Consider the following 26,286-nt stretch of genomic DNA (forward strand, 5'->3'; position numbering starts at 1 on the left):
AGTTTTTTGATTGATATATATATGAAAACCCTTTTGCTTAAGCTATATCTAACATGCTAAGATATAGTTGGGCGAGGGTTTTTTTATTTTGCAATAATATGTAATAAAACCTATAAACATAGGAAATTCATAGCTCTGGATTTAACCATTAATACTAGAAAAGAGAGGAAATAATGCTATTATACTTAAGTTTAATTGATAAAGAAGAAGATAAGATAAAGTTTGAAGATATTTTTAACAGTTATAAAAAAATGATGTATTATGTTGCAAATAGCATATTAAAAGATGAACATTACTCACACGATGCTGTCCAAAATAGTTTTTTAAAGATAATAAAACATATTGATAAAATTGAAGATGTAAAATGCAACAAAACGAAAGGATTTATCGTTACTATAGTAAAGAACTCTTCAATAGACATATATAGAAAGTTACAAGTGGAAAAAAATAAAGTGAAAAAACTTGAAAATGAAATACAAGGTTTTGAACAAGAAGTATATTCTACTGATGTTTTACCAAATAAAGTAGAGGTTGCTATATTGAAGCTTCCAGAAAGATATAAACAAGTATTTTTCTTGAAATACTCTCATGGATTTCATGATGATAAAATTGCAGATATATTAGATATAAATCCTCCTACAGTAAGGACTAGATTAAAAAGAGGTAAAGATAAATTAAAAATCATATTAGATGAAATGGAGAAAGTACATGGATAAATATGAAATTACTGATGAATTGCTTTTTAAACACTGTACTAATGTTGAAAATTTTATATTAGAACAGATACCTGAGGAAGAAGATATTGATTATGAATATCCTAAAGAATTTGAAAAGAAAATAAAAAAAATAATTAGACAGGAAAAAAGGGGACCATTCCTTAATAAGCTATACTCATATACAAAAAAGATAGCTGTAGTATTTATAGCATTTTTAATTAGTGCATTTACAATAACTATGAGTGTTGAGGCATTAAGGACGAAGTTCTTTGATATGGTTAAAGAAGTTTATGAAAAATTTACGATATATAAATTTAGCATAGATGAAAATGATAATGAAAAAGTAAATTTTTTAGAGAAGAAAAGTATTAATTATTTACCAAAGGGTTTTAAAGAGGTTGATAAATCTGAGTATGACAATGAGATAGCGATAACTTATTCCGATGGTGAGGATTATATAACATTTAATTACTTGTTAATTAAAAATAGTAATCTATATATGGATACAGAGGATGCAAAAATAGGTAAAGTTAAAATAAATAATTATGACGCAGATTATATTGAAAAAGAAAATAGAAGTTCGTTGTTATGGCAAGATGAAAATACTTTGTATGATTTAAAACTAGACTATATAAGTAAGGACAAATATTTAGATATTAAGTCTGAATTAATAAAAATTGCTGAAAATATAAATTAATTTTATAAAAATGAAACAAATCCTCATAAAATATTCGTTTACTTAGTGTAAAGAAATTTATGGGGGTTTTTTATATTAGAAATACAAAATGAAGAAAGGTACACTTATATCCATAAGGCAAGTAGTGATTTAAAGATAAGTGGCGGTATAGCAACTTTAAACGCTAGTATGACTGCTAATCCAGGAGTTAGTAAGAAATTAATAACATCAAGGATACAAAAAAAGTTAATGGTTCCTGGGAAACAGTACAGGCATGGACAGAAACAAGTAGCACTACATCTATAGTTTTTAATAGGTATAAAAATTCTATACTTAGCTGATACATTCTGTGTAATTACTTAAGTTAAAGGCAATAAAGAGGAATAATTCCGTAAAACGCAGGTTGGCCAGTATGGCTACAGAAACTTATATACTTATATAAATTACTAATATTTTAAATGATAATTTATCAAGGAGGTAGTGTATGAAAAGATCAATATCATTAGTGTTACCAAGTTTTATAATATTATTTTTCACGTATTTTTTTAGAGATAACAGTATTTTAATGGGGCTATATTTATTATTTCCAATTGTATTTATTTTTCAAGGGATTATTTACTCTAATTTAAAAAAAGATTTTTTAGTAGGAATATCACTATCTTCTCTCGCATTTTTCATTCCTATAAATATATGGTTTAGTATGGGAAATTGTATAATATTCCTACTTATATATATAACAATGAGTCTAATTAGTTTTTACTTTAAAAACAAATTTGCACATAAATAAAAATATTATTAAATTATGAGGTGGAGTTATGTTAAAAAGAAAAAGAGTACTATCATTAGTTATGGCATTTGCTATATGCATAGGGGGAAGTAGTATATTTGAAGATGAATCAAAATGTATATAAACTATATATTATAAAGTTAATTTAGTAGGACAAATGGAACTTTTGTAGAATATCCAAATAAATACAATTTATAGGAGGATATTTTATGGAACTAAAAATAAGTGATTTACCTCCATAATTTGAAAATATAGCAATGAAAATAGGGATAGATATAACTAAAGTGCTATTTGAAGAATTTGGAGGAACATCTGTGTACTTTCCTACTGAAAAGATGATATATAAAGAAGATCGAGATAGAGAAAATATATTGTGAGAGATATAAAGACAAACAGAATAGTATAATAAAAAGCTTGAAAAGATAATAGATGGAGGTATATTGAAATGGAGTCAACTACATATGCGTTTTCAACGAATTTTTTGTATGTGTTATTTTTAGTATTGGTGGTAGCTGTAATTATTGGCATATATTTTTATAAAAAAAAATAACATATATGTTATAACTAGGCTCAAAATTCTAGATTAGATTAGATAAATAAGTTTTTGATATATATATAATGAAAACCCTTTTGCATAAGTAGTATTCTACATGATAGAATATTACTTGGGCATAGGGTTTTTTATTTTGTCCCGATTTACTATAAATAACATGAGGTGAACAAGTATGAACTTCAACAATAGTTTACAATTAACTCAGTCGCAGAAACTAGTCATGACAACTCAATTAAAGCAATCTTTAGCTATATTAAACATGAGTAAATTAGAATTGGATGAAGAGATAGTAAGGGAAGCAGAAAGCAACCCTTTGTTAGACGTTGAAAAAGGCAGTGAAATAAACTGGGAAGAATATATAAAAGACATAGAAAAATCAAATTATAAAGATAGAAGCGAATTTAGCTACAATCCGGATAACGATATCAACCTAGAAAACATGGTTAAATATTCGTCAAATATATATGAACATCTTTTACTTCAAATAAGTCTATATAAGCTTAGAGAGGATGAAAGAGAAATTTGTGAATATATAATAGAAAATTTAGATGAAGATGGATATTTAAGAATTGATGATAAAGAAATAATAAACACATTAGGTATAGATAGAGAAACTTTTGAAGATTGCCTAGCTAATATTCAACAATTAGAGCCTAATGGTGTTGGAGCAAGAGATATTTCAGAATGTCTAATAATACAAATGCATAACCTAGGTATATTCAATGAGACATTAGAAGATATAGTAGCAAATGATTTACATTTAATTGCTAGCAATAAGTATAAAGATATTTCTAAAAAATATAACATATCTTTAGATAGATGTGTAAATTTAATAAATATAATAAAAACATTAGACCCTAAGCCAGGAAGAAGCTGTTGTGTAGAAAAAAGTGTGTATATTCAACCTGATGTTGTAGTAGAGAAATTTGATGAGGATTTTGTAGTATATCTAAATGAAAAAGACAACTACAAAATCAAAATAAATAACTACTATAAAGAAATATTAAAAAACTCACAATCAGATGATAATGCTAAGGAATTTATAAAAGACAGATTAAATTCTGCCACAGGATTAATGAAAAATATAGAAAGTAGAAAAAATACCGTACTGAGAATTGCAGAAGAAATAGTAAAAGCACAAGACGAATTTCTTAGAAAGGGGGTTAAACACATAAGACCTCTAAAAATGAAGGACATAGCAGAAAAATTAGAATTCCATGAATCTACAATTAGTAGAGGTGTAAATGGAAAGTATATGCTTACGCCTTTTGGAGTATATGAATTTAAATATTTCTTTAGTAGTGCAATTGAAACTGAGGAAGATGGTATGGCATCCAGTACAAGCATAAAAAAGATTATTCAGGAAACAATAAAAAATGAAAATAAAAAGAAACCGTTAAGTGATGATCACATATCTAAAATGTTAAAAGAACAAGGTATAAATGTTGCAAGAAGAACAGTTGCTAAATACCGCGAAGAACTTGGAATATTGTCATCAAGTAAGCGTAAAGTCTTCTAAAAAAAATAAAAGTAGTAAAATTATTGTAAAAACTATTGAAAAATATCTCAGCTTGCTATAAAATAAAATTAACTTGTGGGACTAAAATAAATACGAGGGACAAAAAAAGTCCCTGAATAAGGAGAGTAGTAGAAAAAGATTATGAAAAACTTATTATCGATACAACAGAAGTTAATTCCACAAGCCATCGAACTTATGGAAAGAAGATATTCAATCCTAAGGCAAATATCATTAAGTGAACCAATAGGAAGAAGGACACTTTCGAATATATTAGATATAAGCGAAAGAATAGTAAGATCAGAAACAGAGTTCTTAAAAGAACAGGGACTGATAGATGTACAGGTTTCAGGTATGACAATAACTGAAGAAGGTGCGATCCTATTAGATGAACTTAAAGACATTATGAAAGACATTATGGGGCTATCTACATTACAAGACAAAGTTAAGGATAAGCTTGGGATTAAAAAGGTATTATTAGTACCTGGAAGCTATGACAAAAACGAAAGCTTGTTAAGAGATGTTGCTAGATGTGGAGCTGAGTATTTCTTAGACATAGTAAAAGATGGAAATATAGTTTCTATAACAGGTGGAAGCACTATGCTAGAGTTTTCAAATAGCATAAAGACTGATAAAAAATATCATAATGCAACTGTAGTACCAGCAAGAGGTAGTGTAGGAAAAGATGTTGAAACTCAGTCTAATGCAGTGGTTGCATCAATTAGTAGAAAATTAAATTCTAATTATAAATTATTACATATACCAGATGAGTTAGGTGAAGAAGCAATGAAAACCCTTACTCAAGAACCTCAAATTAAAGAAACTATTGAGTTTATTCAAGAAAGTGATGTTTTAATTTTTGGTATAGGTAGAGCCGATGAAATGGCAACTAGAAGAAAACTACCTAAAGAACAGGTTGAAGAAATTATATCAAAAGGTGCTGTAGGTGAAGCATTTGGATATTACTTCAACAAAGATGGTGAAATAGTTTATAAATTAAACACAGTAGGAATTAATTTAGAATCATTTAAAAAAGTTAAAAATTCTATAGCAATATTTGCAGGAACAAGAAAAGCAGAGGCACTAATAGCTGTTTCAAAAATTAACAAAGACATAGTTCTTGTAACCGATGAGGAAAGCGCTTATAGAATATTAGAATTACAATAATTTAGTTAATAACTAGCATTGCTAGTAACAATATATACACATTTTTACTTTATAGGGAGGTAGCAAAATGGTTAAAGTAGCTATAAACGGTTTTGGAAGAATAGGAAGATTAGCATTAAGAAAATTAATGGAGCAAACAGATAAGTTTGAAGTTGTTGCAATAAACGACTTAACAGATGCTAAAACATTAGCACACTTATTCAAATATGATTCAGCTCAAGGAAGATTCAACGGTGAAATAGAAGTTAAAGAAGGAGCTTTCGTAGTTAACGGACAAGAAATAAAAGTTACTGCTGAGAGAAACCCTGCAGACTTACCATGGGCAGAATTAAACGTTGATATAGTATTAGAATGTACTGGATTCTTTACTTCTCAAGAAAAAGCTGGACTTCACTTAGAAGCTGGAGCTAAGAAAGTTGTTATATCTGCACCTGCAACAGGAGATGTAAAAACTGTAGTATTCAACGTAAACAACGATGTATTAGATGGAACGGAAACAGTTATATCAGGAGCTTCTTGTACAACTAACTGTTTAGCACCAATGGCTAAAACATTAAACGATAAGTTTGAATTACAAAAAGGATTCATGACTACTATACATGCATACACTAATGACCAAAATACATTAGATGGTCCTCACCCTAAAGGAGACTTAAGAAGAGCTAGAGCTGCTGCTTCTAACATAGTTCCTAACACTACAGGTGCTGCAAAAGCTATAGGTTTAGTTATACCTGAATTAAAAGGTAAATTAGACGGTGGAGCACAAAGAGTTCCAGTTATAACTGGTTCTTTAACTGAATTAGTTTGTACATTAGGACAAAAAGTAACTGTAGAAGAAATAAACGCTGCTATGAAGGCTGCTTCTAACGAATCTTTCGGATACACTGAAGAAGAATTAGTATCTTCTGATATAGTAGGAATAAGCTACGGATCATTATTCGATGCAACTCAAACAAGAGTTATGGAAGTAAACGGAGAGCAATTAGTTAAAGTTGTTTCTTGGTACGACAATGAAATGTCTTACACTTCTCAATTAATAAGAACATTAGGATACTTCGCTGGTTTAGCTAAGTAATTTATTTAAAAACAGTCCGAGTTTGTAGTATTTACTACGGACTTCGGACTTTTTTACTAAATGATTGGAATATAATAACTGAAATATAAATAAGTGAAAATATATATAAAACGGAATATGCTTAAAGGACTATGATGTTACTTTAAAAAGGAGAAATAAACATGTCAATGCTGAATAAGAAAACTATAGAAGATATAAATGTGTGCGGAAAAAAAGTACTTGTAAGATGTGACTTCAATGTACCTCTACAAGATGGAGCAATAACTGATGAAAATAGATTAAACGGAGCGCTTCCAACTATAAAGTATTTAATAGAAAATGGTGCGAAAGTTATATTATGCTCTCACTTAGGAAAGCCAAAGGGAGAAGCTAAGCCTGAATTATCTTTAGCTCCAGTTGCTAAGAGATTATCAGAAATGTTAAACAAAGAAGTTGTATTTGCTGCAGATGCAAACGTTGTAGGTGAAAACGCAAAGGCTGCTGTTGAAAAGATGGAAAACGGAGATGTAGTATTATTAGAAAATACTAGATATAGAAAAGAAGAAACTAAAAACGAAGAAAACTTCTCTAAAGAATTAGCTTCTTTAGCTGAAATATTTGTTAACGATGCATTCGGAACTGCTCATAGAGCTCACTGTTCTACAGTTGGTGCTGGTGAATTCTTAGAAGAGAGAGTTTGCGGATACTTAATACAAAAAGAATTAAAGTTCTTAGGTGAAGCTGTTGCTACTCCTGTTAGACCTTTCACTGCAATATTAGGTGGAGCTAAAGTTTCTGATAAGATAGCTGTTATAGAGCAATTATTAGAAAAAGTTGACAACATAATAATAGGTGGAGGAATGTCTTATACATTCTTAAAAGCTTTAGGATATGAAATAGGAACTTCTTTAGTAGAAGCAGATAGAGTTGAATACGCTAAAGAAATGATGGAAAAAGCTAAAGCTAAGGGTGTTAACTTCTTATTACCAGTAGACAACGCTTGTGCTGATAAGTTTGCTGATGTTGAACCAACAATAACAGAAGGACAAGATATACCTGAAGGATTCATGGGACTAGATATAGGACCTAAGACAATAGAATTATATGTAAATACTGTAAAAGAATCTAAGACAATAGTATGGAATGGACCAATGGGAGTATTCGAATTTGAAAACTTCAACAAAGGTACATTAGCAGTTGCTAAAGCTATGGCTGACTTAACTGATGCTACTACTGTTATAGGTGGAGGAGACTCTGCTGCTGCAGTTAACCAATTAGGATTCGGAGACAAGATGACTCACGTATCTACTGGTGGAGGAGCTTCATTAGAGTTCTTAGAAGGTAAAGAATTACCAGGTATAGTAGCTTTAGATAACAAGTAATTTAGAATAAACTATAGGGGTTTAGCCCGATAATGATATATAAAGTATGACCACAGTCAATTTATCAAAAGATAAATTTACCTTAAATTTTATCCAAAATTAAATCAAGGGGGATATTAGCTTAGACTAATATTTCCTAAAGATTTAAATTCAGTGGGAGGAATAATAAAATGAGAAAACCAATAATAGCTGGGAACTGGAAAATGAACAAAACTATAAAGGAAGCTTTAGAGTTTGTTGATGCAGTTAAAGATAGAGTAAATAATGATAAGTGTGAAGCTGTAATATGTGCACCTTTCACAATATTAAAAGACTTAAAAGAAGCAACAAAAGGAACTGCTATAAAGATAGGTGCTCAAAACATGCACTTTGAAGAAAGCGGAGCTTTCACAGGAGAAGTATCTCCAGCAATGTTAAAAGAAATAGATGTCGACTACGTAGTAATAGGTCACTCTGAAAGAAGAGAATACTTCAATGAAACTGATGAAACTTGTAATAAGAAGGTTTTAAAAGCTCTAGAAGTAGGAATAGATCCAATATTATGTTGTGGAGAAACTTTAGAGCAAAGAGAAGCTGGTCAAACTAAAGAAGTTTGTAAAGTTCAAGTTGAAAGAGGTTTAGAAAACGTATCAAAAGAAGACTTAGCTAAAGTTGTTATAGCTTATGAGCCAATCTGGGCTATAGGAACTGGAAAAACTGCAACTGCAGAAGACGCTAACGATGTAATAGCTTACATAAGAGAAGTAGTAGCTTCTTTATATGGAGAATTAGCTAACGAAGTTAGAATTCAATACGGTGGAAGTGTTAAGCCTGCTAACGTAGCTGAAATAATGGGTCAAAGTGATATAGATGGAGCTTTAGTTGGTGGAGCTAGCTTAGCTGCTGATGATTACGTAGGACTTTTAACTTTCTAAGGAGTGAGACAATGAAAAAACCAGTTGCTTTAATCATCATGGATGGTTATGGATATACTAAGGAGACTAAAGGTAATGCTATAAACGCTGCTAAGACTCCTAACTTAGATAGAATAGCTAAGGAATATCCAAATACATTAATAAAAGCTAGTGGACTTGATGTAGGACTTCCTCCTGGTCAAATGGGTAACTCAGAAGTGGGTCACACTAACATAGGAGCAGGTAGAATAGTATACCAAGACTTAACTAGAATAACAAAATCAATAGAAGATGGCGATTTCTTTACTAATGAAACATTAGTAAAGGCTATGGATAATGCTAAAAATGGTGCACTTCATTTAATGGGATTATTATCTGATGGTGGAGTTCACTCTCATATAAATCACCTAAAAGCTTTAGTTAAAATGGCTAAAGAAAAAGGTGTAGAAAAAGTTTATGTTCATGCATTTACTGATGGTAGAGATACTGATCCACAAAGTGGTTTAGAGTATGTAAAAGAAGCTCAAACTGCTATTGACGAAATAGGTGTAGGAGAATTTGCATCTGTTTCTGGTAGATACTATGCAATGGATAGAGATAAGAGATGGGAAAGAATAGAACTTGCTTACAATGCAATGGTTCTTGGAAAAGGTGAAACTGCAACTTCTGCAGTAGAAGCTATAGAAAACTCTTATGCTGATGGAAAGAATGATGAGTTCGTTATGCCTACAGTTATAGTAAAAGACGGTGAAGCTGTTGGTACTATAAAGGAAAATGATTCAGTAGTATTCTTTAACTTCAGACCAGACAGAGCTAGACAAATAACAAGAGCTTTAGTATGTGATGAGTTTGTTGGATTTGAAAGACCATGTATAAAGACATTCTTCGTATGTTTAACAGAATACGATGTAACTATAAAGAATGTTCATATAGCATTTGGTGCTCAATCTTTATCAAACACTCTTGGTGAGTACTTAGCAGCAAATGGTAAGACTCAATTAAGAGCAGCTGAGACTGAAAAATATGCTCACGTTACTTTCTTCTTCAATGGTGGAGTAGAAGATCCAAATAAAGATGAAGAAAGATTATTAATACCATCACCAAAGGTTGCAACTTATGATTTACAACCAGAAATGTCTGCTAGTGAATTATTAGAAAAAGTTGTAGCTAAAGTAGATGAAGATAAATATGACTTCATAGTTGTAAACTTTGCAAACCCTGATATGGTTGGTCATACAGGAGTTATAGAAGCTGCAACAGCTGCAGTAGAAGCAGTAGACAACTGTGTAGGACAATTAGTAGATAAGATAGTAGAAAAAGGTGGAAGTGCAATAATAACTGCTGACCACGGAAATGCTGAATATATGCTTGACCCTCAAAGTGGAAAAGTTGTAACAGCTCACTCTACTAATCCAGTGCCACTTATGGTAGTTGGTGAAGAATTTAAGACTGCTGAATTATTAGAAGACGGTAGATTATCTGATATAGCACCAACAATACTTGATATGATGCACTTAGAAAAGCCAGAAGAAATGACTGGTCACTCATTAATAAAGTAGTTTTTATAAAAAAACTAGTTAATGGGAATACTTAAAAAGTAAACAAAACACAATAAAACGATATCAATATAATTATCAATTATTATTATGTGAAATATTATAAATACAGAAAATTATTAAAAATAAATTAAAATTTTACAAATTTACCCATCAATAAGTTTGTATGTATTATAATAGAATAAGCATCAATAATATGCGGTAAAATATTTAAATTATAAATAAGAACCTGAAGGGAGATATACAAATGTCAGTAATAGAAATAGTATATGCTAGAGAAGTATTAGACTCAAGAGGAAACCCAACTGTAGAAGTTGAGGTAGTATTAGAAAGTGGAGTAACAGGAAGAGCTATAGTACCATCAGGTGCTTCAACAGGAGCTTTCGAAGCTGTTGAATTAAGAGACGGAGATAAAGGAAGATACTTAGGAAAAGGTGTTGAAAAAGCTGTTGCTAACGTAGAAGAAATAGCTGAAGCAATAGAAGGAATGGACGCTACTGACCAACCTGCTATAGATGCTGTTATGATAGAATTAGACGGAACTCATAACAAAGGAAGATTAGGGGCTAACGCTATACTTGGTGTTTCTATGGCTGTTGCTAGAGCTGCTGCTGAAGAATTAGGATTACCATTATTCCAATACATAGGTGGAGTTAACGCTAAGCAATTACCAGTTCCAATGATGAACATAATAAACGGTGGAGAACATGCTGATAACAACGTGGACGTTCAAGAGTTCATGATATTACCAGTTGGAGCTCCTTCATTCAGAGAAGCTTTAAGAATGGGTGCAGAAGTATTCCACTCTTTAAAGAACGTATTAGCTGAAAACGGATTAGCTTGCGGTGTAGGTGACGAAGGTGGATTCGCTCCAAACTTATCATCAAACAGAGCTGCTTTAGAATTAATAGTTGATGCTATATCTAAAGCTGGATATGAGCCAGGAAAAGACGTTATGTTAGGATTAGACGTTGCTGCTACAGAAATGTACAACAAAGAAACTCAAAAATACGTTTTAGCTGGAGAAGGAAAAGAATTAACTGCTGCTGAAATGGTTGATTTATACGAAGATTGGTCAAACAACTTCCCAATAATAACTATAGAAGATGGTTTAGATGAAGAAGATTGGGATGGATGGAAGTTATTAACTGATAGATTAGGAAACAAGTTACAATTAGTTGGAGATGATTTATTCGTTACTAACACTGAAAGATTAGAAAGAGGAATAGAAGCTGGTGTAGGTAACTCTATATTAGTTAAAGTTAACCAAATAGGTACAATAACTGAAACTTTAGATGCTATAGAAATGGCTAAGAGAGCTGGATACACTGCAGTTATATCTCATAGATCAGGAGAAACAGAAGATACAACTATAGCTGACTTAGCTGTAGCTGTAAACGCTGGACAAATAAAGACTGGTGCTCCATCAAGAACTGATAGAGTTGCTAAATACAACCAATTATTAAGAATAGAAGAAATGGTTGGAGAATCTGCTAGATACTGTGGATTAAAATCATTCTACAACTTAAAGAAATAATTAAATAATAACGAGGCGGTGTCTAAACGGAAATTCGTGAGGTAATCGGCGCTTCGACATGAACAAGTGAGTTCTGCTCCATGCAAGCCAAAATCGGGCTTGCAAATGGATACAGAACTCACTTTTTTCATGTCTTCGCTGGATTACCTCACGAATTTCTTGATTGTTTAGGCGTAGCCTCTTTCTTTTTATTTGGGGAATAAAATAATAAAAGAATAGAGGAATAAGAAAAGTAATTAAAAATGAGAAAAACTTGTGACATAATATAAATGTATTCGTTGTTTAAGTGAGGGGGTGTGAGATGGGGAAAGATTATATACTTGAGTTTTATAATCAGCACTCTAGAGACATCTATTTATACTTATTATCGCTTTGTCATGATACTCATATTGCTGAAGATTTGGTTCAGGAAACTTTTGTTAAGGCAATGTTATCTTTAGATGTATCACACAATAATGTTAAGGGGTGGTTATTTAGAGTAGCTAAAAATTTATGGATAGATTATCTAAGGAAAAATAAATATTCTTCAGATATGGATATAAACAATATCAATATACAAGATTCTTCTCAAGATATTATAAACAAATTAATTAAAAATGAAGAATCTGCACAGTTGTATAAAAAAATAATGACACTAAATACATCTATGAGAGAAGTGATTACATTGTATTATTTTCTAGGTGTTGATCAAAAACAAATTGCAGGTTTAATGAATATATCTAATGGTGCTGTTAGAACACTACTGTACAGAGCTAGGAAAATTTTAAAAGAAAAAATTGAGGGGGGATATGGTGAGATTTAAAGATATTTTTGATAAGTATATTAATAATCAAGCAACTGAGAAAGAGATTGATTATGTAGAGAATGAAATAGATAAAATAGAAATTATAAATGATTATTTAGCTAATAAAATAGAAGATGAAATAATTATAAATGATTATAACCAGGGGTTTGATTATGATAAGTCAAGTTCAGTTATAGAGGAGAGTGATAATACTGTAAAAGAAATAAAGAAAGCTATTAATAAAAAACTTGTGCAGGTAGGTGTGATTTCTGCATTGAGCGTTGCTTGTTTTTTATTATGTTTAAGGTTTATTGTATCACCTATTATGAATAAGATTTATTATAATCCTTTAGAAAAAGTAGATGGTTATTCTAGTAGGATGGATATAGATTTAGAAATTTTTTCAGAATTACACTTTCCTGGTGTATCTAATGTGCAGGTTTCATATGAGTCACTAGGTTTTGGTAAATATGATATTAATATAAGACAGCAAGATTATATTGATGTAGATAATGTAGGATATAGCGCTGTTCTTAATAAAAATCAATTCCAAGCGGATAATGGATTCTATAAGTATTTACCAATAAATGTATTTACTAGGGGGACATCTCCTTTTTATCAATATCCTGTTGATACTGATACTGATGATATGGAAAAATTAAAATCATTACCTGATTATATTGGTGCTAAGGTGATGGTATCGTTTAAAGAAGATTTAGATGTAAAAGAGATATTAGACACTTTAGATGGGTTTGACCTTGATAATAATTGGATAGGAGTAAGATCTTTTCCTCTTGATGAACAAAGGGCACCTCTTACAGGATTTGTACCAAATGGTACTGGATTGGTATTTGATGAACAATATTTTGATAGTGAAAAGTATCCATACTTTGATTTAGGCTGGGTTGATTTTGGTAAAGAAAAGATAACTCCAGAAATTCTAGAGACTCATTTTGAAAGTATGTTAAGATATATGGCTGACAATAAAGATTTTGCAAAAACTGATGTACTGTTTAAGGGATGCAATTCTTTTTATAAAGAAGCACTAGAATATATTGGTGAAAATGGAATTAAATCTTATGGTGTAGTTGTATCTGGTAAACCTAGTGAAATATTAAAGTTGAGACAACATCCTATGATAGAACAAATTTATGTAGAGGATGTTTTCTTATAAAATAAATTAACTACCAATATACTGTATTCTCTCTCATGTAGGATATTATATGTTATTATTAGTATTCATTTGCTATGCATATATGAATACTAAAACATATGGACATAAATATTAATCTACTTACTAAATAACAGCGTTGCTATTATGCTTGTAGGTGTATATGAGTCGATGAGTTCTATTTAAAAACTTAAGAAAATCTTTAGAATTATATAAGGGTTTTCTTAAGATATATTTTGTACAATCTTCTTATGATAATAATTTAGGAGGGTTTTATGGAATATATTCAAGAGATGTTTTCGTTGATTCAGGGGAATCAGTTATTAGTGTTTTTTATAGCTGTTGCAGCTACTTTTATAGAGAGTTTTGTACCTGCGCTACCTTTAATAGGTATTGTTATGTTAAATGGAGCTATGCTAGGGTTTGTAGGTGGAATAGTGGCTTCTTGTATTGGTTCTTGTTTAGGAACATTGATGTTATTTTTAGTAGCTAAGAAGTTTGGAAATATGAAGTACTTTGATAAGTTTAAGGAGAATAAGTTATCTAGGATAGTTACTTGGGTAAGAAAACAGAGCGGATTTGTTTATATTCTTTGTTATTCATGTCCTTTTATTCCAGGGTGTTTGGTAAGTATTGCTTCTGGTTTCTGTAATAAGGATTTAAAATCCTTTGTACCTAATATGGTTATAGGTAAAGCAATATTATTTGTTATATCTAGTTATATAGGAGATAATTTAATGGAATTCTTTAATAGTCCAGTTAAGATGATAAGTGTAGCTCTTTTAGTAGTTATTTCATTTGTAATTGGTAAGAGATTAAATTCTACTATGGAAAAACATGAAATTGCTAATGATATTGTATGTGAATAACTTTAGAGAGAGTCTAAATATGGACGTATATAATATTTAGATATAATTGTATATAGTATTAAATATAAAGTATATAAAAAATAGCTGTATGATAACTTACAGCTATTTTTTATATATTGAATATATTATAAATTATTTGTTTGTGGATAGTTTGATTATTTCTTTGTTACAGGATAACAAACCTCGGTAACTAATTCATCTGGAGTTTGTGCTTCATGAGGGCTTACATGGTATATATTAAATGATAATCCAGCAAATTCATACTCATTATCTCTGACCCAATTAGCGACTGCCTCATTCACTTCATTTATTTTTTCATAACTTCCTTTGTATATAGCTGATGCTATTTCAATAGATGGAACTTTTTTAAATAATACATTTTCAGTATTTTCATATTTTCCTCTAACAGACATTTGAATCTCTACATCTACATCTGATTCTTTAAATTCTCCATCGTGGAAAATAGCTAAAGAATAGCATGGATTTTCGTATTGTATATTAAGGTGAGCTGTTTCTTGCATTAATATTCCCCATAGCATACCTTCATTCTCATATGTTGGTATTGTTTTTCTAACACTTGCTACATATCTCTCTGGAAGTTTCTTTAAAGTTACATTATAGTTCATAGTTTTACCATCCCTTCTTAGCCTTTCTATGGCTGTTTCAAGTAATCGTAAACGATGTTTAGCAGCTTCAACTTGATCTTGTACTTCTGTTTGTTTGACTTCTAAAAATTTAGAAAGTGCCTGTGGATCCTCATAGTTTTTTAATATTTCAGAAATAGAAGAGAGACTAAAGCCCATATCTTTAAGTGCAGTAATTCTAGATGCAACAGGAAGTTGACTCTCACTATAATATCGATAGTTTGTAAAGTCATCTATATTTTCAGGTATTAAAAGTCCTATCTCATCATAATGTCTTAACATTCGGATACTAATTCTTGATAATTTTGAAAAATCACCTATTTTTAACATTTATTCTACCTCACATATATGTGTTTTTTGAGCTCAATTTTATTATAGAGTATACCATAATGTGAGAGTCAACTTAAAAAGTTAAAGAATCAAAGAAACTATGAAAAATAAAAAAAGTAAGCGTTGAATAAAAAATTGAATATAAGTAAATAATTTAATCAACTATAATATAATAATTATAAATATATTGTGGTTGATTTTATATTGATGTTTAACTATAATGATGATAATAAGCAAGATAAATAATAAGAATTTTATAAAATAAATTTTAGGAGGATAATTATGAATACACTTAATATATGTAACAATTTAATACATCACCATTACTAGAGGCTTGGTCTTTTTAAAAGATGCAGGCCTGTTCGAGTAGGCTTGTATCTCTGGTAATGGTAAATTAGTGTATTTGTAATTTATTAAACCATGTGGGATATATTTGCCTACATGGTTTTTTTAATACAAAAATTTAAGATTTGAGAAGATTTAAGATGAGTAATTAAAAAATAAAAGTAATTATTAGAATTAAAGATTATGAATATAGGAGAGAAAAAAATGAAAAAGAATTTTATTAAACCAAGTATATTATCAGGATTTATGGAGTTACTTCCAAGAGAGCAAGAAATATTTAATGATATAACAAACAATATATTAAATGTATATGAGAGAAATGGATGTTTAGGAATAGATACACCAATTATAGAAAAGGCAGAAGTTTTACTTGCAAAAAAAGTGGTGGAGAAACTGAGAAGCAAGTATATAGTTTTGAAAAAGGAAAGAATAACTTAGCTTTGAGATTTGATTTAACTGTTCCTTTTGCAAGATATGTAGCACAGCACTACAGTGATATTGTTTTTCCTTTTAAGAAATATCAGCTAGGAAAAGTTTATAGAGGGGAAAGAAATCAAAGGGGAAGATATAGAGAGTTTTATCAATGTGATGTTGATGTTATAGGTAAAGATAAGTTGAGCATAGAAAATGATGCATGGGTAATAAGCTTAGCATCTAAGGCTTTCAAAGCTATTAACTTACCAAATTACAAATTTAAGTTAAGTAATAGAAAAATATTGAAAGGTATATTAGAAGAGCTTAAGTTAAGTAACACTCAAGAAATAATGACTTTAATTGATAAGTACGACAAAATAGGAGTGGATAAGTTTAACGAGGAACTTGTAGATTTAATAGGTAAAGAAAAAAGCGAATATATTTCTAAAGTGTTAGAGATTAAAGGAAGTAATGAGGCGATTTTAGAAGAATTATTAAAGTTTAGTATAAACAATGATGATTTTATTAATGGAGTTAGTGAATTAAAAAGAGTTAAGGCTACTTTAAATATACTTGGTGTTAATGATGAGGAATTTGAGTTTGATTTAAAAATAATAAGAGGATTAGATTATTATACAGGTAGTGTTTTTGAAACATTTTTAGTAGGAAATGAAGGCTATGGATCTATATGTTCTGGAGGTAGATATGATAATCTAGCAGAAAATTATACTAACAATGTTTTACCTGGAGTGGGGATATCTATTGGTTTAACTAGACTATTTTTCGTACTAAAAGAGATTGGCTTTGTGGATAATTATAACTTAAAGAGTAAGGTTGATTATTTAATATTGCCAGTAGGAGATACGCTAAAATACTGTGGTGAAATAAAAAGAGATCTAGAAGTCAAAGGATATGGAGTAGATATTTATTTTGATGATAATTCATTAAAGAAAAAAATCAGTTATGCTGATAAATTAGGTGTAGAAAATGTAATATTTGTTGGGGAAGAAGAAGTAAAAAATGAATCAATAAAAGTAAAGAATATGGAAAGTGGAGAAGAAAAAATTATAAGTTATAAGCAAGTGATTCATAAGATTTAACTCAAATATATGTATTGCTTTTTCATTCAATAGATTTTGTAATGGGCTTAACAAATTTATATAGAGATGATTTAGTTTTATTATCTGATTGCAATAATATACCATATAGATCGGTAGATGGTAATGATTATTTTTATCATAAATTGGGTATGTAATACGATAATTATAAAAATTATATATAGGACGGTAAATTAAATGTTTAATCAGATAATAAATATATTTATTGAAAGAAAGGAATTTTTCATTGATTTAACTATTCAACATTTAGCTATTTCAATGATATCTATATTTATAGCTGCTATTTTGGGACTTATTTTAGGGATAATAGTAGCCGAATATGAAAAGTCATCAAGCTTTGTTTTAGGTGTGATAAATTTCATTTATACAATTCCATCTATTTCATTATTAGGGCTTTTAATCCCGCTTTCAGGAATAGGTAACACTACAGCCATTATTGCACTAACTATATATGGATTGTTACCAATAGTTAGAAGTACGTATACGGGAATTAAAAATATAAATCCATCAATTATTGAAGCAGCTCATGGAATGGGAAGTACAAGGTTTCAAATATTGTACAAAATAAAATTACCTCTAGCAGTTCCAATAATTATGTCAGGATTAAGAAATATGGTAGTCATGACAATTGCTTTAACAGGTATAGCTTCATTTGTTGGTGCAGGAGGACTTGGAGTAGCAATATATAGAGGTATTACAACAAACAATGAAGCTATGACTATAGTTGGAAGTATATTAATTGCTATAGTTGCATTAGGCTCAGATTCTATACTTGGAGTTATAGAGAAGTCTATAAATAAAAAAAGAAATAAAAAGTATAAGGGTAAAAGAAAAATAAGCTATATTTTATTTTTTATAGTAATAATAGGGATAGCAATAACTTCATTATTAAGTATTAAAAATGAAAAAGATACTATAAAGATTGCTACAAAACCAATGACTGAACAACATATTATTGGTGAAATGATGAAAATATTATTGGAAGAAGAAACTGATTTAAAAGTTGAATTAACTCAAGGTGTTGGTGGCGGGACTTCAAATATTCAGCCAGCAATGGAAAAGGGTGAGTTTGATATATATCCAGAATACACAGGAACAGCATGGAATGATGTATTAAAAAAAGACGGTATATATAATGAGTCTATGTTTTCTCAGCTTGAAGATGAATATAAGGAAAAGTATAAATTTAAATGGGTTGGAAGCTATGGATTTAATAATACTTTTGGTTTAGCGGTAAGAAAAGAAGTAGCAGATAAATACAACATAAAAACATATTCAGACTTGGCAAAATACTCTAAGAACCTAACATTTGGTGCAGAATATGACTTCTATGAAAGAAAAGATGGTTTTGAGGCTTTAAGTAAAGCTTATGGACTTGAGTTCAAGAAAAATATAGAGCTAGATATAGGACTTAAATATAAGGCTATAAAAAATAAGGATATTGATGTTATGAACATATTCACAACAGATGGTCAATTAAATACATCAGATATAGTTGTACTTAAAGATGATAAAGAATTTTATCCATCATATATGTGTGAAAATGTGGTTAGGGAAGAAGTTATAGATAAATATCCTCAGATAGAAGAGGTTTTACTAAAATTAAATAATCAAATTAATGATACAGAAATGTCCAAGTTAAATTATGATGTAGAAATTGAGGGTAAAGATCCAAAAGAAGTTGCTAAAGGATTTTTAACTGAAAAAGGATTAATAAAATAGGAGGATTATTATGAGTAATAATGTAATTATAGAAATGAGAAATATTAAGAAGACTTATGATAATAAGAATATTATTAAAGATCTGAGTCTTAATATTAATAAAGGCGAATTTATTACTGTAATAGGAAGTTCTGGGTGTGGAAAAACAACCATGTTAAAGATGATAAATGGGCTTAACACACCTAATGATGGTGATATATTTATAAATGGAAATAACATAAAAAATGAGAACATAATAGAGCTTAGAAGAAAGATAGGATATTCAATTCAAGGTAGTGCGCTATTTCCTCATATGACAATAGAAAAGAATATAGCTTATGTACCAAATTTAATTAACAATAAAAATAAAGAAAAAACAAAAAAATCTGTATTGGAATTAATAAAAACCGTGGGATTAGAAGAAAGTATATTAACTAGGTATCCAGAACAGCTATCAGGAGGTCAACAGCAGAGAGTAGGTATTGCAAGAGCATTAGCAGCACAACCTGAAATATTACTAATGGATGAGCCTTTTGGTGCAGTAGATGAAATAACAAGAAAACAACTACAAGAAGAGATTGTTAGGATTCACAAGGAATTAGGAGTTACTATAATTTTTATAACGCATGATATAAAAGAAGCCTTAAACCTTGGGACTAGAGTATTAGTTATGGATAAAGGCGAAATTGTTCAATTTGATAAGCCTGAAATTATAAAAAATGATCCAACCAATGATTTTGTTAGACAACTTGTGTCATAGTAATAGCAGGGTGTATACCATTGTGCTACTATTATACCAATAGGGCTAAAAGTGCAAAATAACTAAAAAATGGGGGTTAAGTATGAAAACTAATAGAGATAAGGTTGTTAAGTGGTCTGTACAAGGTAAGGTTCATCATCCTATAGGAGCGAATTATAGAATTGATCATAATGGAAAGCCTATGATTTTACCCGCTACAGGGGGAATATCTTATAATGTTAAAGTAGGAGACTCTGCTTTTGGTTGGGCAGGAGATCATGTGGAACCAGGAGTATCTATAAGAAATGAAGAGAAAATGGAAAATCAAGCTTTAATGACTTTTGCTTGTATAGGTAATGAAGCTAAAATAGTATCAGGTGATGCAAAAGGTAAAAAAGGGTATGTAACAGGTATGCATGGTGGTATAGATCATGTGATTATACACTTTGAAGATGCTGTACTAGAAGATTTAGCTATTGATGATAAGATTATGATTAAGGCTTATGGTCAAGGTTTAGCATTTGAAGAATTTGAAGGTGTTGATATAATGAGTATTGACCCTGATTTATTTGAAAAGATTGGTATAAAAGAAGTAGATGGTAAATTACAAGTTCCTGTTGTGGCTGTAGTTCCTTCTCATTTAATGGGTTCAGGAATTGGTTCAACAAATTCATATAGCGGTGATTATGATATTATTACTGATGATGTTGAAGAAATAAAAAATCTAGGTTTAGATAATTTAAAATTTGGTGATTTAGTTTTATTATCTGATTGTAACAATGTTTATGGAAGAGGATATTTAAAAGGAGCTGTAAGTGTAGGAGTAGTTGTTCACAGTGATTGTATAATAAATGGACATGGACCAGGAGTAACTACAATATTAGCAAGTAAAAAATCTATAATAGAGCCAATTATAGACGAAAATGCTAACATTAAAAACTATATGAATAAGTAGATAACATATCCACAAATAGCTATTAAAGTCATAGCATTTGTGGATATTTTTTTTAGTTTAGACAGCCACTATTTTCTATAAATAGTCATAGATTTTTAGTATGCTTTAATTTATATATGTGTTACTATATTAGGATGGGAATTTTACGGAAGGAGATATTGGGTATATGTTAATGACAAAAGACAGAAATTTTTATAAAACAATGTTAAGTATTGCACTTCCTATAGGAGTACAAAATCTTATTACATTTGCAGTAAGTATGGCAGACACTATAATGCTAGGCTCACTTGGCGAAGTTCAGCTATCAGCATCTTCAATAGGTAATAATTTATTCTTTATATTTATGGTATTAATGTTTGGTCTTGGTGGAGGAGCAAGTGTAATGTCCTCTCAATATTATGGAAAAAAAGATGTAGAATCTATCCACAAAATCATGTCAATAATGTACAGATTGTGTATAGTTATTACTCTTGTTTTTGTGGGTATCGCTGTATTTATCCCCAGACAGTTTATAAGTATTTTCACTACAGACCAAGCTGTTATAGAAGTTGGTATAAAGTATCTTAGAACGGTATCTATAGGATACATTTTTTATGCATTAACTAACTGTACAATAACTGTCCTTAGAACAGTAAAAACAGTTAAAATTTCTATGGTAGTGTATAGTATTTCATTAGTTGTAAATATATTTTTTAACTGGGTATTCATTTTTGGGAACTTAGGGGCTAGTTCTCTTGGGGTACAAGGTGCGGCAATAGGAACAGTTATTGCTAGAATTACTGAGTTTGTGATAGTTCTTATATTCATGTTGTGTTATGAAAGAAAAATACATCTTAAACTAAAGGACCTTATATCAGTAGATAAAGTAATGTTTAAAGATTTCGTTAAAAACTGCACACCAGTATTATTTAATGAATTATTCTGGGGCTTAGGTGCATCTATGATTTCAGTGGTTGTTGGTAGAATGGGGACTGAGGTTGTGGCAGCTAACAGTATAAACAACGTAGCTAATCAATTTGTTACTGTGTTTATATTTGGTATAGGTAGTGCGGCTTCTGTAATGATTGGTAATACTATAGGTGAAGGTGATTATGATAAGACTAAAGAGTATGCTTCGACTATAACAATTATGAGTTTAATAATGGGGATTATAGCAGCAGTCATAGTGTATACTATAAGACCATTTGTAGTAGAATTTTACAATGTTTCCCAAGAAACTAAGGATATTGCTATTCAAATTATGAGTGCAACTTCTATAATAGTAATATTCCAGTCGATGGCTGTAAATACTATGATGGGAATACTTAGAGGCGGCGGAGATAACAAGTTTGTTCTTATAAATGATGTTATTTATATGTGGTTATTTGCAATACCATTTGGATTTATAGGAGCATTTGTGTGGAAGCTACCAATTGTAATAGTATTTTTAATTATTAAAAGTGATGAAATATTAAAGACTATTGCAAGTATAATAAGAATTGGAAGTGGCAAATGGATTAATGATGTAACTAGAGAATTTGCTAAAGATTTTTAAAAGGAAGTGTACTATGGCAAATGATAAGATAGGTTCAAATTTAGCACAAGAAATTGTAAATGCAGTTAAGGAAGTTGTAGATAAAGATATCAACTTTATAGATAGAAATGGAATAATTATAGGAAGCACAGATAAGAATAGGCTAAATACATTTCATCAAGCTGGATATAAAGCAATAAGAAGCTTAACAAATATTACAGTTGAAGAAAATGATGAATATGAAGGAAGTAAAAAAGGAATCAACTACCCCATAAAAATAAATAACAATGCAATAGGGGCAATAGGAATAACTGGAGAGCCAAATGAAATAAGTAAATTTGGTTTTCTTGTTACGAAAATTACAGAAGTTTTTATTAAAGAGCAACAATTAAATTATAATCATGAGTTAGATAAACAAAGAATAAGTCATGTTTTAAAATCGCTTATATATAATGATATTGGAGATAGACCTGAAATAGAAAACATTTTAGAAGAATTCAATATATCTGTAAACCAAAAATTTGCTGTTGTTGTTATGAAAATAAATAAAGAAAATAAAAGTAGAGAAGTTGAAATAATAGAAAATGATATAAAAAGATTGTTTGATACTATAGGAAATATTTTTAAAGTTTATATTTATCCTAATGAATTTATTGCTTTAATAAATGAAGAAAGATATGAGAAGCTAAGACATATTTATATGGATATTCTTGGTAAGTACAAAGGTAGCTTATATGGAGGTATAGGGCGTTTGAAAACTCTTTATGAGACACATAAATCTTATCATGAAGCTAGGATTGCGCTTAAATACTCTACCAATAATGGAAAAATATTAACTTATATAGATGATCTAAAGTTAGAACTAATTTTAGAGAGTTTAGAGCCAGAAGTAAAAAACCAGTATATAAAAAAGATATTAAATGATTTAGATGAAGATGATATTAATTTATTAGAGACTTACTATAATAATGAAATGTCATTAAAGCAAACTTCAGAAGATTTGTTTATCCATAAGAATACATTGCAGTATAGATTAGAGAAAATAAATCAAAAGTGTGGATTAAATCCAAGGAATTTTAATGATTCGGTAATATTATACTTGGCAATAAAAATAAAGTTTTCTATATAAACAACCCATAATCTTAAGTGTAAGTAAAGTTTAACAAACCTAAGATTATGGGTTTGCTTTGTTTTTTGTAAGAAATTAAACTGGCTAACGTTATCATAGAAAAATCAATGGTACATATACTAAAAAATAAATGGGAAAACATATTTATTTTGTTACACATAACATTTGATGACAAAAAGTGACATGATACAATATTATCAAAGGGAGGCGATGAATATGAAAATAGTAATTTCCATAGATTCATTAAAAGGAAGTTTATCTTCTATAGAGGCGGCAAACGCAATAAAGACAGGAATATTAAAAGTTGATAATAAAGCAGATATAACAATAATGCCATTAGCAGATGGTGGAGAAGGAACTGTAGAAGCCTTAGTAGAAGGCATGAACGGTGAAGAAAGAACAATATCGGTTACAGGACCAATAATAGATAAAGTAAATGCAACATACGGAATATTAAAAGATACAAATACAGCAATAATAGAAATGGCACAAGCATCAGGATTACCATTAGTTAAATCGGAACTAAGAAATCCTTTAAATACAACAACTTATGGGGTTGGAGAAATAATAAAAGAAGCAATAGAAAATGGTTGTAGAAACTTCATAGTAGGAATCGGAGGAAGTGCTACTAATGATGGTGGTATAGGAATGCTTCAAGCTTTAGGCTTTGAGTTCTATGATGAAAATAACAACTTATTAGGTTTAGGTGGAAAAGTATTAAACCAAGTAAAAAGTATAAAAGTAGATAATAGACTAAAAGAATTAGATGAATGTAACTTTAAAATAGCATGTGATGTTAATAATCCATTATTCGGATTAAATGGAGCGGCACATATATATGGACCTCAAAAAGGAGCTACACCAGAAATAGTTGAAGAATTAGATAAAGGTTTAATAAACTTTGCAGAAGTTGTTAAGAAAGACTTAGGAAAAGACATTGCTAATGTTTCTGGAGTTGGAGCAGCAGGTGGACTTGGGTTTGGATTCTTAGCATTCTTAAATGCAAAATTAGAGTCAGGAATAAAAATAATATTAGAAGAAATCAAATTAGAAGAGGTTGTTAAAGGTGCGGACTTTGTTATAACTGGTGAAGGTAGATTAGACAATCAAACAGCTATGGGTAAAGCACCAATAGGAGTAGCTAAGCTTGCTAAAAAACATGGAGCAAAGGTTATAGCAATAGCAGGATGTACAACTGAAGATGCAGTCAAGTGTAATGAGGAAGGTATAGATGCATATTTCTCAATAGTGAATCGATCAATGTCTCTAGAAGAAGCTATGGACAAGGAAAATGCAACAAATAATATGATAGAAACTACTACTCAAATATTTAACTTAATAAAAATAATGAAATAGTTATTAAAAATATAGAGATACTGGTGAATAAAATTACAATTAGGAATTTTAATGGAGAAAACACGATAAATTTAAAATACAAATGATGAGGTGACATTAAAATGGATGTACAAATAACAACACTAGGAGCATTACTAGGTCTAGCAGTAGCAATCATATTAATAATTAAGAAAATACACCCGGCATACAGTTTAATATTAGGTGCTGTAGTAGGTGGATTAGTAGGTGGAGCTGGACTTACAGGAACAGTAGATGTAATGATAGACGGAGCAAAAGGAATTATGCCCGCAATACTTCGTATAGTAACATCTGGAGTTTTGGCAGGAGTGCTTATCCAGACTGGAGCAGCAGCTAAGATTGCAGATCAAATAATTAAAACACTAGGTGAGAAAAGAGCTTTATTCGCATTAGCACTTTCAACAATGATTTTAACAGCAGTTGGCGTTTTCGTAGACGTTGCTGTTATAACTGTTGCACCTATAGCTTTAGCAATAGGGAAAAAATTAGGTTATTCACCAATGATAATACTTTTAGCTATGATAGGTGGAGGTAAAGCAGGTAACATAATATCTCCTAACCCTAACACAATATCAGCAGCAGAAAACTTTGGAGTAGATTTATCTTCTCTAATGGCAGCAAACGTAATACCAGCTTTAGTTGGTTTAACAGTAACAGTAATATTAGCTACAATATTAGCTAAAAAACATGTAGGTGAAAAAATAGAAGATGCAGTAGATAGCACAGAAAAAACAGAATTACCATCATTCTTTGCTTCAATAATAGGTCCTATAGTTGCAATATTATTATTAGCACTTAGACCAATAGCAGGAATAGCAATAGATCCACTTATAGCATTACCAGTTGGTGGAGTTGTTGGTGTAATAGCAATGGGTAAATTCAAGCATCTTAATGAATATATAACATTTGGACTTTCAAAAATGATGCCAGTAGCTATCCTTTTAATAGGAACAGGTACAGTTGCAGGAATAATAAAAGCATCAACACTACAAGTAACAACGATAGAACTGCTTAATGCAATGAACATGCCAGCATTCTTATTAGCTCCAATATCAGGGATACTAATGTCTGCGGCAACAGCTTCAACAACATCAGGAGCAACAATAGCTTCAGCTACATTTGCACCAGCTATATTAGGTGTTGGAGTTTCTCCAATAGCAGGAGCAGCAATGGTACATGCAGGTGCAACAGTGCTTGATCATTTACCACACGGTTCATTCTTCCATGCAACAGCAGGATCAGTAAATATGACAATAAGCCAACGTTTAAAATTAATACCATATGAAAGTTTAATAGGTCTTTCAATGACAATAGTATCTACTATCATGTGGGGAGTAATAATGTAATTAGATTAGGACAACAT

Annotated in this window: 23 protein-coding genes; 22 read left to right on the forward strand and 1 reads right to left on the reverse strand. The window is 30.2% G+C overall.

Annotated elements, in window-relative coordinates:
- Positions 1 to 173: 173 nt before the first annotated feature.
- The 13 genes from ACI48P_RS14430 (at position 174) to ACI48P_RS14490 (ending at position 14,661) form a co-directional block, all read left to right on the forward strand.
- Complete coding sequence (locus ACI48P_RS14430; protein WP_475216892.1) at positions 174 to 716, forward strand: RNA polymerase sigma factor; 543 nt, start codon at positions 174 to 176, stop codon at positions 714 to 716.
- On the forward strand, positions 709 to 1,413 hold the full coding sequence (locus ACI48P_RS14435; RefSeq protein WP_475216894.1) for a DUF4367 domain-containing protein: 705 nt from the start codon (positions 709 to 711) through the stop codon (positions 1,411 to 1,413). The genes ACI48P_RS14430 and ACI48P_RS14435 overlap by 8 nt, the downstream gene beginning before the upstream one ends.
- Before the next feature lie 1,023 nt (positions 1,414 to 2,436).
- Positions 2,437 to 2,556 carry a hypothetical protein gene (locus tag ACI48P_RS14440; RefSeq protein WP_475216895.1) on the forward strand — a complete coding sequence of 40 codons (120 nt, stop codon included), beginning with the start codon at positions 2,437 to 2,439 and terminating at the stop codon, positions 2,554 to 2,556.
- A gap of 348 nt (positions 2,557 to 2,904) precedes the next feature.
- Positions 2,905 to 4,251, forward strand: a complete 1,347-nt coding sequence (gene rpoN / locus ACI48P_RS14445; RefSeq protein WP_475216897.1) for an RNA polymerase factor sigma-54 — start codon at positions 2,905 to 2,907, stop codon at positions 4,249 to 4,251.
- 141 nt (positions 4,252 to 4,392) lie between these two features.
- Entirely contained in the window at positions 4,393 to 5,415 is a 1,023-nt protein-coding gene (locus tag ACI48P_RS14450; RefSeq protein WP_475216899.1) for a sugar-binding transcriptional regulator, read from the forward strand.
- 67 nt (positions 5,416 to 5,482) lie between these two features.
- Complete coding sequence (gene gap, locus ACI48P_RS14455; RefSeq protein WP_475216901.1) at positions 5,483 to 6,490, forward strand: type I glyceraldehyde-3-phosphate dehydrogenase; 1,008 nt, start codon at positions 5,483 to 5,485, stop codon at positions 6,488 to 6,490.
- 161 nt (positions 6,491 to 6,651) lie between these two features.
- Positions 6,652 to 7,851 (forward strand): phosphoglycerate kinase, encoded by a 1,200-nt coding sequence (locus ACI48P_RS14460; RefSeq protein ID WP_475216903.1) that lies wholly within the window; start codon positions 6,652 to 6,654, stop codon positions 7,849 to 7,851.
- A 170-nt stretch (positions 7,852 to 8,021) separates the two neighbouring features.
- The gene (tpiA, locus tag ACI48P_RS14465) at positions 8,022 to 8,765 is read left to right on the forward strand and encodes a triose-phosphate isomerase (protein WP_475216905.1); all 744 of its coding nucleotides are present in this window, start codon (positions 8,022 to 8,024) and stop codon (positions 8,763 to 8,765) included.
- 11 nt (positions 8,766 to 8,776) lie between these two features.
- Positions 8,777 to 10,303: a 2,3-bisphosphoglycerate-independent phosphoglycerate mutase gene (gene gpmI, locus ACI48P_RS14470; protein WP_475216907.1), complete on the forward strand. Its 1,527-nt coding sequence runs from the start codon at positions 8,777 to 8,779 to the stop codon at positions 10,301 to 10,303.
- A gap of 244 nt (positions 10,304 to 10,547) precedes the next feature.
- Positions 10,548 to 11,837, forward strand: a complete 1,290-nt coding sequence (eno, locus tag ACI48P_RS14475) for a phosphopyruvate hydratase (protein ID WP_475216909.1) — start codon at positions 10,548 to 10,550, stop codon at positions 11,835 to 11,837.
- Between the two features lie 301 nt (positions 11,838 to 12,138).
- Positions 12,139 to 12,639, forward strand: coding sequence for an RNA polymerase sigma factor (locus ACI48P_RS14480; RefSeq protein WP_475216911.1), 501 nt, complete (start codon positions 12,139 to 12,141; stop codon positions 12,637 to 12,639).
- Positions 12,629 to 13,795 carry an anti sigma factor C-terminal domain-containing protein gene (locus ACI48P_RS14485; protein ID WP_475216914.1) on the forward strand — a complete coding sequence of 389 codons (1,167 nt, stop codon included), beginning with the start codon at positions 12,629 to 12,631 and terminating at the stop codon, positions 13,793 to 13,795. The genes ACI48P_RS14480 and ACI48P_RS14485 overlap by 11 nt, the downstream gene beginning before the upstream one ends.
- Before the next feature lie 272 nt (positions 13,796 to 14,067).
- A complete protein-coding gene (locus tag ACI48P_RS14490) occupies positions 14,068 to 14,661 on the forward strand; it encodes a TVP38/TMEM64 family protein (protein WP_475216916.1) in 594 nt (197 codons plus the stop codon).
- A 155-nt stretch (positions 14,662 to 14,816) separates the two neighbouring features.
- On the opposite strand, the gene ACI48P_RS14495 is transcribed toward ACI48P_RS14490, so the two are convergent.
- A complete protein-coding gene (locus ACI48P_RS14495; protein WP_475216918.1) occupies positions 14,817 to 15,635 on the reverse strand; it encodes a MerR family transcriptional regulator in 819 nt (272 codons plus the stop codon).
- Positions 15,636 to 16,184: 549 nt separating this feature from the next.
- Between ACI48P_RS14495 and ACI48P_RS14500 the strand changes: the two genes are divergently transcribed.
- The 9 genes from ACI48P_RS14500 to ACI48P_RS14540 all read left to right on the forward strand — a co-directional run bounded on the left by ACI48P_RS14500 (position 16,185) and on the right by ACI48P_RS14540 (position 26,269).
- A complete protein-coding gene (locus ACI48P_RS14500; RefSeq protein WP_475216919.1) occupies positions 16,185 to 16,418 on the forward strand; it encodes a hypothetical protein in 234 nt (77 codons plus the stop codon).
- Positions 16,304 to 17,494, forward strand: coding sequence for a histidine--tRNA ligase (gene hisS / locus ACI48P_RS14505; protein WP_475216920.1), 1,191 nt, complete (start codon positions 16,304 to 16,306; stop codon positions 17,492 to 17,494). The genes ACI48P_RS14500 and hisS overlap by 115 nt, the downstream gene beginning before the upstream one ends.
- Positions 17,495 to 17,689: 195 nt before the next feature.
- A complete protein-coding gene (locus ACI48P_RS14510; protein ID WP_475216922.1) occupies positions 17,690 to 19,234 on the forward strand; it encodes an ABC transporter permease/substrate-binding protein in 1,545 nt (514 codons plus the stop codon).
- A 10-nt stretch (positions 19,235 to 19,244) separates the two neighbouring features.
- Positions 19,245 to 19,973 carry an ATP-binding cassette domain-containing protein gene (locus tag ACI48P_RS14515; protein WP_475216924.1) on the forward strand — a complete coding sequence of 243 codons (729 nt, stop codon included), beginning with the start codon at positions 19,245 to 19,247 and terminating at the stop codon, positions 19,971 to 19,973.
- Between the two features lie 82 nt (positions 19,974 to 20,055).
- The gene (locus ACI48P_RS14520; RefSeq protein ID WP_475216926.1) at positions 20,056 to 20,907 is read left to right on the forward strand and encodes a DUF4438 domain-containing protein; all 852 of its coding nucleotides are present in this window, start codon (positions 20,056 to 20,058) and stop codon (positions 20,905 to 20,907) included.
- Between the two features lie 166 nt (positions 20,908 to 21,073).
- Positions 21,074 to 22,441, forward strand: coding sequence for an MATE family efflux transporter (locus ACI48P_RS14525; protein WP_475216928.1), 1,368 nt, complete (start codon positions 21,074 to 21,076; stop codon positions 22,439 to 22,441).
- A 13-nt stretch (positions 22,442 to 22,454) separates the two neighbouring features.
- Positions 22,455 to 23,549: a CdaR family transcriptional regulator gene (locus ACI48P_RS14530; protein ID WP_475216930.1), complete on the forward strand. Its 1,095-nt coding sequence runs from the start codon at positions 22,455 to 22,457 to the stop codon at positions 23,547 to 23,549.
- Between the two features lie 216 nt (positions 23,550 to 23,765).
- Entirely contained in the window at positions 23,766 to 24,905 is a 1,140-nt protein-coding gene (locus tag ACI48P_RS14535) for a glycerate kinase family protein (RefSeq protein WP_475216932.1), read from the forward strand.
- Positions 24,906 to 25,006: 101 nt separating this feature from the next.
- A complete protein-coding gene (locus ACI48P_RS14540) occupies positions 25,007 to 26,269 on the forward strand; it encodes a GntP family permease (protein ID WP_475216934.1) in 1,263 nt (420 codons plus the stop codon).
- Positions 26,270 to 26,286: the final 17 nt, after the last annotated feature.

This window comes from Romboutsia sp. LXY-2 (assembly GCF_056171995.1).

Coding starts and splice junctions, on each gene's coding strand:
- ACI48P_RS14460 (WP_475216903.1), top strand. CDS start 6,652: ATGTCAATGCTGAATAAGAAAACTATAGAAGATATAAATGTGTGCGGA.
- ACI48P_RS14490 (WP_475216916.1), top strand. CDS start 14,068: ATGGAATATATTCAAGAGATGTTTTCGTTGATTCAGGGGAATCAGTTA.
- ACI48P_RS14440 (WP_475216895.1), top strand. CDS start 2,437: ATGAAAATAGGGATAGATATAACTAAAGTGCTATTTGAAGAATTTGGA.
- ACI48P_RS14495 (WP_475216918.1), bottom strand. CDS start 15,635: ATGTTAAAAATAGGTGATTTTTCAAAATTATCAAGAATTAGTATCCGA.
- ACI48P_RS14535 (WP_475216932.1), top strand. CDS start 23,766: ATGAAAATAGTAATTTCCATAGATTCATTAAAAGGAAGTTTATCTTCT.
- ACI48P_RS14515 (WP_475216924.1), top strand. CDS start 19,245: ATGAGTAATAATGTAATTATAGAAATGAGAAATATTAAGAAGACTTAT.
- gpmI (WP_475216907.1), top strand. CDS start 8,777: ATGAAAAAACCAGTTGCTTTAATCATCATGGATGGTTATGGATATACT.
- tpiA (WP_475216905.1), top strand. CDS start 8,022: ATGAGAAAACCAATAATAGCTGGGAACTGGAAAATGAACAAAACTATA.
- ACI48P_RS14430 (WP_475216892.1), top strand. CDS start 174: ATGCTATTATACTTAAGTTTAATTGATAAAGAAGAAGATAAGATAAAG.
- ACI48P_RS14510 (WP_475216922.1), top strand. CDS start 17,690: ATGTTTAATCAGATAATAAATATATTTATTGAAAGAAAGGAATTTTTC.
- eno (WP_475216909.1), top strand. CDS start 10,548: ATGTCAGTAATAGAAATAGTATATGCTAGAGAAGTATTAGACTCAAGA.
- ACI48P_RS14520 (WP_475216926.1), top strand. CDS start 20,056: ATGAAAACTAATAGAGATAAGGTTGTTAAGTGGTCTGTACAAGGTAAG.
- ACI48P_RS14480 (WP_475216911.1), top strand. CDS start 12,139: ATGGGGAAAGATTATATACTTGAGTTTTATAATCAGCACTCTAGAGAC.
- hisS (WP_475216920.1), top strand. CDS start 16,304: ATGTTTAGGAATAGATACACCAATTATAGAAAAGGCAGAAGTTTTACT.
- ACI48P_RS14525 (WP_475216928.1), top strand. CDS start 21,074: ATGTTAATGACAAAAGACAGAAATTTTTATAAAACAATGTTAAGTATT.
- ACI48P_RS14530 (WP_475216930.1), top strand. CDS start 22,455: ATGGCAAATGATAAGATAGGTTCAAATTTAGCACAAGAAATTGTAAAT.
- ACI48P_RS14500 (WP_475216919.1), top strand. CDS start 16,185: ATGAAAAAGAATTTTATTAAACCAAGTATATTATCAGGATTTATGGAG.
- ACI48P_RS14450 (WP_475216899.1), top strand. CDS start 4,393: ATGAAAAACTTATTATCGATACAACAGAAGTTAATTCCACAAGCCATC.
- ACI48P_RS14435 (WP_475216894.1), top strand. CDS start 709: ATGGATAAATATGAAATTACTGATGAATTGCTTTTTAAACACTGTACT.
- gap (WP_475216901.1), top strand. CDS start 5,483: ATGGTTAAAGTAGCTATAAACGGTTTTGGAAGAATAGGAAGATTAGCA.
- ACI48P_RS14540 (WP_475216934.1), top strand. CDS start 25,007: ATGGATGTACAAATAACAACACTAGGAGCATTACTAGGTCTAGCAGTA.
- rpoN (WP_475216897.1), top strand. CDS start 2,905: ATGAACTTCAACAATAGTTTACAATTAACTCAGTCGCAGAAACTAGTC.